The sequence below is a fragment of the Skermanella rosea genome (genome assembly GCF_016806835.2).
Lineage (GTDB): Bacteria > Pseudomonadota > Alphaproteobacteria > Azospirillales > Azospirillaceae > Skermanella > Skermanella rosea.
Genome location: NZ_CP086111.1, coordinates 4,606,317 through 4,618,899, shown reverse-complemented (window position 1 = coordinate 4,618,899; position 12,583 = coordinate 4,606,317). Strand labels below are relative to the sequence as shown.

Sequence of the window (12,583 nt, the reverse complement as noted above, 5' to 3'; positions counted from 1 at the left end):
GGAAGAGCCTTCTGCGCTATGCCCAGCGAGCGACCTCGCCTACTGCGTCTGCAAACTCCCTGGGTGCTTCTTGAGGCAGATTGTGGCCGATGCCGCCCTCGACCGTCCGGTGCGAATAGCGACCGGAGAATTTGCCCGCGTATGCTGACGGCTCGGGATGCGGCGCACCGTTGGCATCGCCCTCCAGGGTGATGGTCGGGACCGTGATGATCGGAGCCGCCGCAAGCCGCTGCTCGATCGCTTCGAGCATCGGCTCGCCCGCAGCGAGGCCGAGCCTCCAGCGGTAATTGTTGATGACGATCGCTACATGGTCAGAGTTGGTGAGGGCTTCGGCGGAGCGGTTGAACGTGGCGTCGTCAAAAGCCCAAGTCGGCGAGGCGGTCTGCCAGATGAGCTTCGCGAACGCGTTCCGGTTCGCCTCGTAACCGAGCCGGCCACGTTCTGTCGCGAAGTAGAACTGATACCACCAGGCGAGTTCCGCCCTGGGCGGCAAGGGCATGCTGTTGGCGTGCTGACTGCCGATCAGATAGCCGCTCACCGAGACGAGAGCCTTGCAGCGCTCCGGCCAGAGCGCCGCGATGACGCACGCTGTCCGAGCGCCCCAGTCACAACCGGCGATCACCGCCTCTCGTATGCCAAGCGCATCCATCAAGGCGATCGTGTCGGCGCCGAAGACGGATTGCTGACCGTTGCGGGGCGTGTCATTCGAGACGAAGCGGGTCGTGCCATAGCCGCGCAGGTAGGGAACGATGACACGGTGGCCGGCAGCGGTAAGTAGAGGAGCGACCTCCACGTAGGTGTGGATGTCGTAGGGCCAGCCGTGCAGCAGGATGACCGGCGGGCCGCTCGACGGGCCGGCCTCGGCATAGCCGATGTCGAGAACGCCCGCCCGGATCTGCTTGAGCGCGCCAAAGCCGGGCGGCGGCATGCGACTGAGGTCGTTCTGCGGCGCATCCTGAGCCCCCGCCGGAACGGGCACATTTGCAAAGCCGACAGCGGCAATGCCCATTGCGGCACCGAGCAAGCGTCGTCGGTCGTGATTCAGCGGCGTGGTCATCGGTCCATCTCCGGCAGGGTTCGGGAAAACCGGCTCGCCGGCCGTGCGGCCGGCCAGTCGCAGCGGGGTCTATCAGGCCAGATCGATGGTCACGTCGATGTTGCCCCGCGTGGCCTTGGAGTAGGGACAGGTTTGGTGTGCCCGGTCGACAATCGCCTGAGCCACCTCCCGCTCAAGCCCCGGCAGGCTGACGTTGAGGCGCGCTTGCAGGAGGTAAGCATCCCCCGTCATGCCGAGATCCACCTCCGCATCGATCGCGGCGTCTGTTGGCAGCGCGATTCTCATGCTACGCGCCGCGAGCCCCATCGCGCCCTCGAAACAGGCAGACCATCCAGCCGCGAACAGCTGCTCGGGGTTCGTACCCACACCGGCGATGCCGGGCGTAGAGAGCTTGACCTCAAGCCGCCCGTCCGAACTGCGCGAGGTGCCGTCCCGTCCGCCAGTCGTGTGGGTCTTGGCAGTGTAGACGACCTTTTCAAGCTTGCTCATGATCGTGGTCCTTCTCCTGTTGATCGGCGCGGTGTCGGGCCTGACTATGTTCGTTACGGGAGTGTGGGCGGCTGCGCCGGGAGTCATCGAGAGGGCGAGCGGTGACACCGACCATGATGGCCACCGGTTCCGCGACAGCGTTACGCGCGAGATATTGCTGCTCCTGCTCCTGGGAGTGGACCCGTTGGGGGGAGGCGCCGGCGGCATGTCGCTGCCCTTCGGATCCCGGAGGCGGCTACCCGTCACGACGGGGGAAGACAATCCCCCCTGAGATCACGCCGGAGTTCGATTCCGCTGTCGGCCACAAGGGCCTTGGCGAGGAGCGGATGGGTGATGCCGGCGGTCATCGCTCGACCGCCTTGAACGTATCGGCTTGGTCGGACGGCTGCGATGAGCGAAGGGGTCTGAAGGCCGCCCTGATCTCACCGGCGAAGAGCTCCGGCTGCTCCCAGGCGGCGAAGTGCCCGCCCTTGTCGACCTCGTTCCAGTAGATGAGCTTCTTGAAGCTCTGCTCGCCCCAGCTCCGCGGCGCCCGGTAGATCTCGCCCGGGAAGACCGTGACTGCGACCGGCACCTTGGTGATCTCGATGGCGTTGAACGGCCCGCCTTCACCCTGTGCCGCATCCCAGTAGGACCGGGATGACGAGGTGCCTGTGTTCGTGAGCCAGTAGAGCGTGATGTTGTCGAGGATCTCGTCTCGCGTCAGCACACGTTCCGGATCACCGCCGCTGTGCGTCCAGATCGCGATCTTCTCGTACAGGAAGGCGGCAAGCGCGACCGGCGAATCCGCGAGACCGTAGCCGAGCGTCTGCGGCCGGGTGTTCATCATCTCGGCATAACCGAACCCCTTCCTGTAAAAGGTCTCGAGCCCGGCGAACGCCACCTTTTCGGCGTCCGTAAACCCGGCCGGCGCGGACTCGCGGTTGCGGATCAGCCTCAGCACGGCTGGAGGTGTGGTGCCGGGCATGTTGGTATGGATTCCAAGCAGCCCCGGCGGCCCCTGCACCGCCATCACCTGCGAGATGATCGCCCCCCAGTCGCCGCCCTGCGACACGTAGCGCTCGTAGCCCACGCGCTTCATGAGAACATCCCAGGCGCGGCCGACCCGGTCGGGGCCCCACGCCTCGGTCGGTTTTCCGGAGAAGCCGTATCCCGGATAAGTCGGCAGGACGAGGTGGAAGGCGTCTTCCGCCTGTCCGCCGTGAGCGGTGGGATCGGTCAGCGGGCCCACGACCTTCAGCAGCTCGAGCGCGGACCCCGGCCAGCCGTGGGTCATGACCAGCGGCATGGCGTCAGGGTGCTTCGAGCGGACGTGGGTGAACTGGACGTCGACGCCGTCGATCGTGGTGATGAACTGCGGCAAGGCGTTCAGCTTCGCCTCGGCCTTGCGCCAGTCGTAGTCCGTGCCCCAGGTGCGGACGAGGTCTTGCAGCTTCGCCAACTGGACACCTTGCGACTGATCCGGGACGGTTTCCCGGTCCGGCCAACGGGTCGCGGCGATGCGGCGGCGAAGATCGACGAGTGCCGCTTCCGGCACGTTCACACGAAATGGGCGGATGGTTGCGTCTTGCGCGGCGACGCTGACCGAGGCGGGAGCGGCGACAGTTTGAGCAAAGCCGGCGCCGGTCTGCAGGGCGAGGCCGAATGCCGCGACGGAGACCGTGGTCGTCAGCAGCAGTTGGCGGCGAGAGACGAGCGAGAGGGCAGGCATGATCGTTCTCCTCGATGAAGCGGGATACGGTGGCGCTGCAGATTTGCGCTGTGACCGGCGCCGATCTCAGGCAGCCGCGGGGGTCGGGCGATAGCGCTCGGCCGGCGCCGCCCGCGAGAGGTTGGGCACCATCGCGGCGCGCGCGCCTTCGAAAGCGTCCCAAGTCGCGGTATCGGGCAGCGCCGGGATGGTGACGATCTCGCCAAGGTCGAGGCCGGCGAGCGCCGCGTCGACCATGGCCGGGGCCGGCATCACGATCTCAGTCGGTACGCCGGCGAGCGGCACGCCCGAGATGTCCCAGAAGTCGGTCGCGGTAGCGCCGGGAAGCACGACCTGGACCCGGACGCCCTTGTCGGCGAGCTCGTTGTGCAGCGAGGCCGAGAGGGCCACCACGAAGGCCTTGGTGCCGCCGTAGACGCCGTTGAGCAGGAACTCGGGCGCCAGTGCCACGGTGGAAGCGATGTTGATGACCGTGCCCTTGCCGCGAGCGACGAAGCCGGGCACCGCGGCGTAGGTGAGCCGCATGAGAGCGGTGACGTTGACGTCGACCATCTGCTCCATCAGATCGACGTCGGCCTGCCAAGTCGGCACTGGCGCACCGATTCCGGCGTTGTTGACGAGGAGCGTGATGCTGGCGTCCGACTTGAGGATGGTTTCAACCCGCGCGAGGTCCGCCTTCAACGCGAGATCGGCCGCGATCACCTCGACGGAGCGTCCGGTGCGGTCAGTAATTCCTGCCGCCAACATGTCCAGTCGAACCCGGCTCCGGGCAACAAGGATTAGATTATAGCCTCGTGCGGCGAGGCGATCGGCGTAGATTGCTCCGATGCCCGCAGATGCGCCCGTGACGAGAGCAGTGCCTTTATTGTGGCCAAGCATGATGTTGCCTTTTGTTTGTCAGTCAGCACCCTGCTGGCTGCTGGGCACACTTTAGGCTCGCTGGCGCTCGGCCCCTAAGTCGTTTACACTGCCTTTTCGGACATGTGACCGGAGTCGCCTCATGCAGCGCGTCGGGTTTATCCTCATCCCGCGGTTCCAGATGATGACGCTGGCGGCGGCCTCGGTGTTCGAGTTCGCGAACATGCTCGCCGGCGAGACGCTCTATGAGATCAGCGTCCTCTCCGAGACCGGTGGTCCGGTCGCCTCCTCGCTCGGCATGATCGTCGAGACAGTACCCTTCGAGCCCGGCGAGATCGACACGCTGATCGTCGGGGCCGGGCTCGGCCCACCACGGCCGACGGCAGGCCTGCTCGACCTTCTCCGTTCAGCGCAGGATGGCACGCGCCGCATCGCGGCGATCTGCAACGGCACCTTCATCCTGGCTGAGGCCGGTTTGCTCGACGGACGGAGGGCGACGACACACTGGCGCAATGCGATTGAGCTTCAGGCGCGCTTCCCCGCGATCAAAGTCGAGGAAGACCGCATATTCATCATTGACGGCGCGATCTGGACATCAGCCGGAGCAACCGCCGGCATCGATCTGGCACTGGCCATGGTCGAGAAGGACTTCGGTTCGGATGTGGCGCGGCATGCCGCCAAGTCCCTTGTCGTTTATCACCGGCGCGCGGGCGGGCAGTCGCAGCACTCCGCGCTTCTCGACATGTCACCGAAGTCCGATCGCGTTCAGAATGCGCTTGCCTACGCCAAGGAGCATCTGGCCGATACAATCTCCGTGGAACAGCTTGCCGACGCCGCTCACCTGAGTCCGCGGCAGTTCAGCCGCACGTTCCTGGCGGAAACGGGTCGTTCTCCCGCCAAGGCCGTGGAGCAGCTGCGGGTCGAGGCAGCACGGCTGATGATGGAACAAGGTCGGCATTCGATGGACGAGGTCGCGCGGGAGACGGGCTTTGCCGACCGAGACCGAATGCGTCGAGCGTTCGTGCGAGCCTTCGGGCAGCCGCCGCAGACGATCCGGCGAAACGATAGGTTAAGCCAAATGGCGTAATGACGCGGAGATCCCGGGGGGCGCGACTTCCTTGCTCCGCTCCGAAGGCAAGGCTCACACCTTCCATCGGACCTTCAACGAAGTCATCGATTTCAGCGCCGAGAGGCTGTTTATTCGGTCCACGTCCGCCTGACGGCCGGCCGCCATGAGCACGGGACTGTGTGCCATGGCCGTAACGAATACGCCCGGAACGGGGATGGCGACGGCATCAAGCGAGCTTCATGTGAACCGCTACCACCCTCGATTCCAGGAAGAGCGTCCCCTTACTTCGCCTGGGCCTTCTGCACGAAGGTCGGGTCGAAGGTCTTGTCCAGGTCGATGTCAGCGTTGGCGAAGTCGGGCTCCAGGGTCTTCAGCATCGCCAGCATGCTCTCCATGCCCTGCTTCTTGATGATGCCGTCGAGCGAATAGCTCTCCTTGGAGCTTTCGACCGCCTTCATGTAGAGGCCCTTGTCGCCCAGGTGGTATTCCGGCGGGACCACCGCGGCGATCTCCTCGGCCGTCGCCTTGCCGATCCAGTTCAGCGACTTCACGAAGGCGTTGGTCAGGCGCTGCATGGTCTCGGGATTGCTCTCGATGAAGTCGGCCTTGGCGTAGAGCACGGCGGCCGGGTTCGATCCGCCGAACAGCGCCCGCGCGCCGTCCTCGGTGCGGGTGTCGATCAGCGTCGCGATGTCGCCGTCGGATTCCAGCTTGGCGATGACCGGGTCCAGGTGAGAGATCACGTCGATCTGGCCCTGCTTCATCGCGGCCACCGCGCTGGCTCCGCCGCCGACGCCGATCAGGCTGCCGTCGGTCGCGGCGAGGCCGTTCTTGACCATGGCGTACTGCACGGTCAGCGCGGTGGACGACCCGGGCGCCGTGACGCCGATCTTGCGGCCCTTGAAGTCGGCCGGCGACTTGATCTCGCCCGCCAAGTCCTTGCGCACCGCCAGCACGATGCCGGGGAAGCGCCCCAGTTCGACCACGGCCCGGATGTCCTGGCCCTTCTGCTGCATGCGGATCGTGTGCTCGTAGGCGCCGGTCACCACGTCGACCGACCCGCCCATCAGCGCCTGGAGCGACTTGGCGCCGCCGCCCAGGTCGTTGATCTCCACGTTCAGGCCCTCTTCCTTGAAGAAGCCCTTCCGCTCGGCGACGGTCAGCGGGAGATAGTACAGCAGCGGCTTGCCGCCGACCGCCAGCGACACGTCCTTCTTTTCCGGCTCGGCCGCGGCGGCGGCGCCCGCCAGGGCCAGCGCCAGGCCGGCGACCGCGAGCGCGCCGGACAGGCCCTTCATCAGGATCTTCATGGATGCTTCCCCTCTTGCATTGTGCCCATCTTGCATTCTGATTATCGATGATTGGCGGCCTCAGGCCGCCGCCGGCTGCGGGCGCCAGACCAGCAGGCGGTTCTCCACCTTGGTCACCAGCCAGTCGATCAGGATCACGAAGGCCATCAGCACGAACATGCCGGCGAACACCCCCGTCACGTCGAACACGCCCTCGGCCTGCTGGATCAGGTAGCCGAGCCCGGCCGACGATCCGAGATACTCGCCGACGACGGCGCCGACCATGGCGAACCCGACCGACGTGTGGAGCGACGAGAACATCCAGCTCAGCGCCGACGGCAGGTAGACGTGGCGCAGCAACTGCCGCTCGTTCATGCCCAGCATGCGCGCGTTGGCCAGCACGGTCGGGCTGACCTCCTTGACGCCCTGGTAGACGTTGAAGAAGACGATGAAGAAGACCAGCGTGACGCCCAGCGCCACCTTGGACCAGATGCCCAGCCCCAGCCACAGCGCGAAGATCGGCGCCAGCACGACGCGCGGCAGCGCGTTCGCGGCCTTGACGTAGGGGTCGAACACGCCGGCCACCAGCGGCTTCCGGGCGAACCAGAACCCGATCAGCACGCCGCTGACGGACCCGATCACGAAGGCCAGCGCCGCCTCCAGCAGCGTGATGCCCAGGTGGTACCAGATCGTCCCGCCGATCATCCACTCGCCGATCCGCTCGGCCACGTCCAGCGGGGTCGAGAAGAAGAACCGCATGGTCTTCGGGTCGCCGAACAGCGCCGTCTCCGACACCAGGTACCACAGCAGGATCGCGGCGGCCGCCACCAGGATCTGGAGCGGCAGCAGTTTCGCGCGGCTCATGGTCATGCCCCCTCGCTCTGGCGATAGCCTTTCAGGACTTCCTCCTTCAGCGCGTGCCAGATCTCCCGGTGGGTCTCCAGGAAGCGCGGGTCCAGCTTGATCTCGCCGATGTCGCGCGGCCGGTCGAGCGGGATCGGATAGTCGCCGATGATCCGCGCGGCCGGTCCCGCCGACATGATCACGACCCGGTCGGCCAGGGCGATCGCCTCCTCCAGGTCGTGGGTCACGAACATCACGGCCTTGCGGTCGGCCGACCACAGCTCCAGCAGCAGGTCGCCCATGATCAGCCGGGTCTGCGCGTCCAGCGGGCCGAACGGCTCGTCCATCAGGATGATCCTGGGATCGCGGATCAGAACCTGGGCCAGGCCGACGCGCTTGCGCTGGCCGCCCGACAGCATGTGGGGATAGCGGTCGCCGAACGCCTTCAGCCCGACCCGGCCCAGCCAGTCGCGGGCGCGGTCGCTCGCCTCGGTCCGGGGAATGCCGGCGACCTCCAGCCCGATCGCGACGTTCTCGGCCGCGGTCTTCCACGGCATCAGGCTGTCCTGCTGGAACAGGTAGCCGGCATGGCGGTTCAGGCCCGTCAGCGGCTCGCCGAGGATGCTGACCGTGCCGGAGGCCGGCTTCAGCAGTCCGGCGGCGGCGTTCAGCAGCGTGGACTTGCCGCAGCCGGTCGGCCCGACGATCGCGACGAACTCGCTCTCCGCCACCGCCAGGCGGGTCGGTGCGACCGCCTGGTAGGTCCCGCCGTCCGGCAGGTCGAAGCTGATCCCGACCCCGTCCAGCGCCACCGCGGCGGCCCGGCCGGCCGGTTCACGGCCATTCTGCCCGGATACCGGCTCCCCGGATACCGACTCCCCGGAAACTGCGGCTGCTCGCGCCATCCGCGCCACCTCCCCTCCGTCACGTCGTCCTGTCGGATATACGCCGTCCCGCGCACATCCCGAAAATTGTCCGCATCGGCATATCTATTTCCCAGGCGCGCCACAAGAAAAACTTTAGATCGGATAATGATCTTTCCCGGCACGGATAGTGCGGCCGCCGCCGTCCAGGAAGGATCGGTAGGCCGGGTTGTCGGTCTCGTCCCAGCACGGGTACCCCAGCTCGGCCAGCCGCTGCCGGAAGATCGGCCGGTCGGCCTCCGGGACCTGGATGCCGGCCAGCACGCGGCCGTAGTCGGCGCCGTGGTTGCGGTAATGGAACAGCGAGATGTTCCAGTCCGTCGCCAGCCCGTCCAGGAACTTCAGCAGCGCGCCCGGCCGCTCCGGGAACTGGAAGCGATAGATCAGCTCGTCGCGCAGGCCGGGCACGCGTCCGCCGACCATGTGGCGGACATGGAGCTTCGCCATCTCGTTGTCGCTCATGTCCTGGACCGGCAAGCCCTCGGCACGCAGCAGGTCGATGATCTCCCGCTTCTCGCGCTCGCCCCCGGTCAGCTGGACGCCGACGAAGATGTGCGCCTCGGGATCGTCCACATAGCGGTAGTTGAACTCGGTGATCGACCGGCGGCCCAGGATCTGGATGAAGCGGCGGTAGCTGCCCGGCCGCTCCGGGATGGTGACGGCCAGCAGCGCCTCCCGGTGCTCGCCGATCTCGGCGCGCTCGGCGATGTGGCGAAGCCGGTCGAAGTTCAGGTTGGCACCGCTGTTGACGGTGACCAGCGCCCGGCCGGAGATGCCCTCCCGCTCCGCGTAGAGCTTCAGCCCGGCCAGCGCCACGGCGCCCGACGGCTCGGCGATCGCCCGCGTGTCGTCGAAGATGTCCTTGACCGCGGCGCAGATGGAATCCGCGTCCACGGTGACGATGCCGTCCAGCAGCTCGCGGCACAGCCGGAACGTCTCGGCCCCGGCCTGGCGGACCGCGACGCCGTCGGCGAACAGCCCGACCTGGTCCAGCACCACCCGCTCGCCGGCATCCAGCGCCGCCTTCATGCTGGCGGCGTCGTCCGGCTCCACCCCGATCACCTTGACGTCGGGCCGCAGGAACTTGACGAAGGCCGCGACCCCGGCGGCCAGCCCGCCGCCGCCGATCGGCACGAAGATCGCCTCGATCGGGTCGGGGTGCTGGCGCAGGATCTCCATCCCCACCGTTCCCTGGCCGGCGATGACGTCGGGGTCGTCGTAGGGGTGGATGAAGGTCAGCCCGTGCTCCGCCTCCAGCAGGCGGGCATGGGCGTAGGCCTCGTCGAAGCCGTCGCCGTGCAGCACCACCTGGCCGCCCCGCCGCTCGACCGCCTGGACCTTGATGGCCGGCGTCGTGCAGGGCATCACGATCATGGCCCGGACGTCCAGGCGCGCCGCCGCCATGGCGACGCCCTGGGCGTGATTGCCGGCCGAGGCGCAGATCACGCCGCGCTCCAGGTCGGCCCGCGCCATGCCGCTCATCTTGTTGTAGGCGCCGCGGATCTTGAAGGAGAAGACCGGCTGGAGATCCTCGCGCTTCAGGAAGACCCGGTTGCCGATCCGCTGCGACAGGCGGGGCATCGCGTCCAGCGGGCTCTCGACGGCGACGTCGTAGACGCGGGCGGTGAGGATCTTCTTGGCGTAATCATGCACGAGGGCGGACTCCCGGAGCCCCGGCGGAATGTCGGGGCGCAGCTGCTGCGTGCCGCGGGATGCTATACATCCCCCGGCCCGTTTCAAGCGCCGTCTGGGCAGCGCGGGCCGGCTCCGGCGGAACCCGTCAGAAAGGGTGCGCCGAGGCGCGGCCGTTCCGGCGGCCGGCGGAGGATTTCCGGGACGGCCCGGACCCGCCGAGCCGAGGCGGGTTCGCCTCCAGCCCGAGCAGCAGTGCCGCGAGCGATCCCTCGTCGACCGCCAGGGCGGCCTGGGCCGGGGTCATCCAGCGGCGCTCGCGCTCCTCCATTTCCGGCCACTCATCCAGCAGATCCTCGACCTCGAACGGGTAGACCGCGACGTCCAGGGTCTTCGACCGGCCGTTCTTCAGGCGTTTCTCGTAACGGTAGGAGCCGATCGGCTTGGCGCCTACCTGGCCGATGGCGCCCGCTTCCTCGTAGGCCTCGCGCGCCGCCTGCTCGGGGTCCGGAACCTTCTTTTCCTGCCATCCCTTGGGAACGACCCAGCGCCGCGTCTCGCGCGAGGTCACCATCAGCACCATCAACTGATCCTGGCGGACTTCGAACGGAATGACGGCAAGTTGAGATCGTGGCATTTTATTTAGTTCCAAAGAAGCGCCCTAGGAAGACGGCATTATGCTGGCAGGTGATGTACCGGATTCTTACCGGCGGCGACTCTCCCTGTGAGATATTTGCGACAAGGTACACTGACATATAGTTCCTGGATACGTGCAAATTAAACGTTTTCTCGGCAGCGGGTTCCGTTCAGCGGAAAATTGCTTCCTTGTTCAACACTCAGGGACACGGTTTTGTGCATTTTCCGCCGGAACTCGCCGTGCGGGCGGCATGTTGGCGGGGTCATGCGCACGCTTCTTCTACATAGCCCGTCGGCCGGCGATGACGGACCATCGCAGGACGACCTTCTGGAAATCTTCCGCCAGGCGGGGTGCGAGCCCTTCTCCTGCGCGGTGAACGGAACCGATTTCTCGGACGTGCTGTGCCGCCCCGCCGACCTGGTCGTGGCGGTGGGCGGCGACGGCACGGTCACCCGGGTGCTGACGCACCTGCCGGACCGGAGCATACCGGTCGCGATCGTCCCGCAGGGAACCGCCAACAACATCGCCGACGCGCTCGGGATCGCCGGCGATCCGGCGGAGATCGCCGCCGCCCTGGGCAACATGGTGCCGCGGCCCTTCGACATCGGGTTCGCGAAGGGGCCGTGGGGCCACCATCGCTTCATCGAGGCCGTCGGGATGGGGCTGCTGGCCCGCGCCATGGCCGAGGTGGACGAGGCGGGCGTTGCGGGCGAGGAGCAGATCCGGACCAGCCGGGAGACGTTCCGGCAAAAGGTGGCCGAAGGCGCGTCCGAACATCTCAAGGCCATCGTCGACGGCCGCACGCTGGAAGGCGACTTCCTGGTCTTCGAGGTCATGAATATCGGCCAGACCGGCCCCGACCTGACGCTGGCGCCCGACGCCGATCCCGGCGACGGCCTCCTCGACGTCGTGCATATGCCGGCCGATCGCCGGGCCGAGATGCTGGAATGGCTGGACGGCGGCCCCGACGTCGCCATGCCCCCGCTCGACGTCATCCGGGGCCGTGAGGTCGAGATCGTCTGGGCGGGCAAGTCGCTCCGCCTCGGCGACAACTTTTCCCCGGCGCCGGGCGTGGTCGGCCGGGTCTCCATCGGTCTCGAACCCGAACAGGTCCGCATCCTGGTGCCGGCGTCCGCCGCGCGGGGTGCCGCCGCGGACAAGCCAGGGAGGACGCCATGAGTGGCGAACCGGCCAGGGGCGGCCCCGACGGGGTCCCTCCGCAGGAGTTGCTGCGCGACATCGAGCGCGTGGCGGTGGAACTGGCCAGGCTGGCCGGCACCGAGATCGTCGCCGCCCTCGGCCGCACCCTCGAAGTCCGCTACAAGGGTAATGCCGAGGGTGCCCCGGCGGCCGGGGAGTCCCTCAAGGACCCCGTCTCCGAGGTCGATTCCCAGGTCGAGGTGCTGATCCGCGCCCGGCTCGGCGACCGGTTCCCGGAGCACGACATCCTGGGCGAGGAGATGGACGAGCGGCCGGGCCGCGACCACGACTTCGTCTGGGCGGTCGATCCGATCGACGGCACGACCAATTTCGTCAACGGGTTCCCGCTGTTCGCCGGGTCGGTCGGCGTGCTTCACCGGGGGAGGCCCGTGGTGGGCGCGGTCTGGTGCAGCACCAGCCATGCGCTCCGTCCCGGCGTCTACCATGCCAGGGCGGGCGGCCCCCTCTGCTTCGACGAGGAGGCGCTCGACCCGAGGCCCAATCCCGCCGTCCGCCGCCGCCTCGCCGGCGAGCCCGAGGCGACGCCGGACGCGGCGCTGGAATGGGACATCCGCAAGACCGGCTCCGCCGCGGTCGAATGCGCCTTCGTGGCGGCAGGGCTGCTGCGGGTGGCCCGGTTCGAGCGCCCCAACGTCTGGGACGTCGCCGGCGGTATCCCGCTGGTCCTGGCCGCCGGCGGCGAGGTCCGGTACCGGGACGAGCGGGGGTGGGTCCCGCTGGAGCGGCTGGAGCCCGTCGCGGGGGCTTCGGGCGGCGCCCCCGACCTGCGCAATTGGCGCCGGCCCCTGATCCTGGGCGAGCCCGGCGCGGTCGAGCGGATGGCGCGGGTCCGCCCGACCTGAGCCGTGCCGGGT

Annotated in this window: 12 protein-coding genes; 3 read left to right on the top strand and 9 right to left on the bottom strand. The window is 67.7% G+C overall.

All coding sequences use genetic code 11. The features are described from left to right. Positions 1 to 16: 16 nt before the first annotated feature. The 4 genes from JL101_RS21615 to JL101_RS21600 form a co-directional block, all read right to left on the bottom strand. The gene (locus JL101_RS21615; RefSeq protein WP_202682007.1) at positions 17 to 1,057 is read right to left on the bottom strand and encodes an alpha/beta fold hydrolase; all 1,041 of its coding nucleotides are present in this window, start codon (positions 1,055 to 1,057) and stop codon (positions 17 to 19) included. Positions 1,058 to 1,129: 72 nt separating this feature from the next. Then, positions 1,130 to 1,546, bottom strand: a complete 417-nt coding sequence (locus JL101_RS21610; RefSeq protein ID WP_202682008.1) for an organic hydroperoxide resistance protein — start codon at positions 1,544 to 1,546, stop codon at positions 1,130 to 1,132. A 343-nt stretch (positions 1,547 to 1,889) separates the two neighbouring features. After that, positions 1,890 to 3,257, bottom strand: coding sequence for an epoxide hydrolase family protein (locus JL101_RS21605; protein ID WP_203096400.1), 1,368 nt, complete (start codon positions 3,255 to 3,257; stop codon positions 1,890 to 1,892). A 66-nt stretch (positions 3,258 to 3,323) separates the two neighbouring features. Further along, on the bottom strand, positions 3,324 to 4,136 hold the full coding sequence (locus JL101_RS21600) for an SDR family NAD(P)-dependent oxidoreductase (protein WP_202682010.1): 813 nt from the start codon (positions 4,134 to 4,136) through the stop codon (positions 3,324 to 3,326). Positions 4,137 to 4,257: 121 nt separating this feature from the next. On the opposite strand from JL101_RS21600, the gene JL101_RS21595 reads away from it, so the two are divergent. After that, entirely contained in the window at positions 4,258 to 5,202 is a 945-nt protein-coding gene (locus tag JL101_RS21595; RefSeq protein WP_203096401.1) for a GlxA family transcriptional regulator, read from the top strand. 263 nt (positions 5,203 to 5,465) lie between these two features. Here JL101_RS21595 and JL101_RS21590 read toward each other — a convergent pair whose 3' ends face one another. The 5 genes from JL101_RS21590 to JL101_RS21570 form a co-directional block, all read right to left on the bottom strand. After that, complete coding sequence (locus JL101_RS21590; protein ID WP_203096402.1) at positions 5,466 to 6,494, bottom strand: ABC transporter substrate-binding protein; 1,029 nt, start codon at positions 6,492 to 6,494, stop codon at positions 5,466 to 5,468. Positions 6,495 to 6,554: 60 nt separating this feature from the next. Further along, positions 6,555 to 7,337 (bottom strand): ABC transporter permease, encoded by a 783-nt coding sequence (locus JL101_RS21585; RefSeq protein ID WP_228435052.1) that lies wholly within the window; start codon positions 7,335 to 7,337, stop codon positions 6,555 to 6,557. Between the two features lie 2 nt (positions 7,338 to 7,339). Next, positions 7,340 to 8,221 carry an ABC transporter ATP-binding protein gene (locus JL101_RS21580; protein ID WP_203096404.1) on the bottom strand — a complete coding sequence of 294 codons (882 nt, stop codon included), beginning with the start codon at positions 8,219 to 8,221 and terminating at the stop codon, positions 7,340 to 7,342. 114 nt (positions 8,222 to 8,335) lie between these two features. After that, positions 8,336 to 9,892: a threonine ammonia-lyase, biosynthetic gene (gene ilvA, locus JL101_RS21575; protein WP_203096405.1), complete on the bottom strand. Its 1,557-nt coding sequence runs from the start codon at positions 9,890 to 9,892 to the stop codon at positions 8,336 to 8,338. A gap of 127 nt (positions 9,893 to 10,019) precedes the next feature. After that, a complete protein-coding gene (locus JL101_RS21570; RefSeq protein ID WP_203096406.1) occupies positions 10,020 to 10,508 on the bottom strand; it encodes an NUDIX hydrolase in 489 nt (162 codons plus the stop codon). A gap of 264 nt (positions 10,509 to 10,772) precedes the next feature. Here JL101_RS21570 and JL101_RS21565 point away from each other — a divergent pair, with 264 nt between their 5' ends. Together JL101_RS21565 and JL101_RS21560 are read left to right on the top strand one after the other, a co-directional pair. Continuing rightward, on the top strand, positions 10,773 to 11,687 hold the full coding sequence (locus JL101_RS21565) for a diacylglycerol/lipid kinase family protein (RefSeq protein ID WP_203096407.1): 915 nt from the start codon (positions 10,773 to 10,775) through the stop codon (positions 11,685 to 11,687). Beyond that, complete coding sequence (locus JL101_RS21560; RefSeq protein ID WP_203096408.1) at positions 11,684 to 12,571, top strand: inositol monophosphatase family protein; 888 nt, start codon at positions 11,684 to 11,686, stop codon at positions 12,569 to 12,571. The genes JL101_RS21565 and JL101_RS21560 overlap by 4 nt, the downstream gene beginning before the upstream one ends. Positions 12,572 to 12,583 lie beyond the last annotated feature (12 nt).

What these genes read in the sequence shown, in the direction of transcription:
- JL101_RS21610 (WP_202682008.1), bottom strand. Translation starts at nt 1,546, where the DNA reads ATGAGCAAGCTTGAAAAGGTCGTCTACACTGCCAAGACCCACACGACT.
- JL101_RS21585 (WP_228435052.1), bottom strand. Translation starts at nt 7,337, where the DNA reads ATGAGCCGCGCGAAACTGCTGCCGCTCCAGATCCTGGTGGCGGCCGCC.
- JL101_RS21580 (WP_203096404.1), bottom strand. Translation starts at nt 8,221, where the DNA reads ATGGCGCGAGCAGCCGCAGTTTCCGGGGAGTCGGTATCCGGGGAGCCG.
- JL101_RS21600 (WP_202682010.1), bottom strand. Translation starts at nt 4,136, where the DNA reads ATGCTTGGCCACAATAAAGGCACTGCTCTCGTCACGGGCGCATCTGCG.
- JL101_RS21570 (WP_203096406.1), bottom strand. Translation starts at nt 10,508, where the DNA reads ATGCCACGATCTCAACTTGCCGTCATTCCGTTCGAAGTCCGCCAGGAT.
- JL101_RS21595 (WP_203096401.1), top strand. Translation starts at nt 4,258, where the DNA reads ATGCAGCGCGTCGGGTTTATCCTCATCCCGCGGTTCCAGATGATGACG.
- JL101_RS21560 (WP_203096408.1), top strand. Translation starts at nt 11,684, where the DNA reads ATGAGTGGCGAACCGGCCAGGGGCGGCCCCGACGGGGTCCCTCCGCAG.
- JL101_RS21590 (WP_203096402.1), bottom strand. Translation starts at nt 6,494, where the DNA reads ATGAAGATCCTGATGAAGGGCCTGTCCGGCGCGCTCGCGGTCGCCGGC.
- JL101_RS21615 (WP_202682007.1), bottom strand. Translation starts at nt 1,057, where the DNA reads ATGACCACGCCGCTGAATCACGACCGACGACGCTTGCTCGGTGCCGCA.
- JL101_RS21605 (WP_203096400.1), bottom strand. Translation starts at nt 3,257, where the DNA reads ATGCCTGCCCTCTCGCTCGTCTCTCGCCGCCAACTGCTGCTGACGACC.
- JL101_RS21565 (WP_203096407.1), top strand. Translation starts at nt 10,773, where the DNA reads ATGCGCACGCTTCTTCTACATAGCCCGTCGGCCGGCGATGACGGACCA.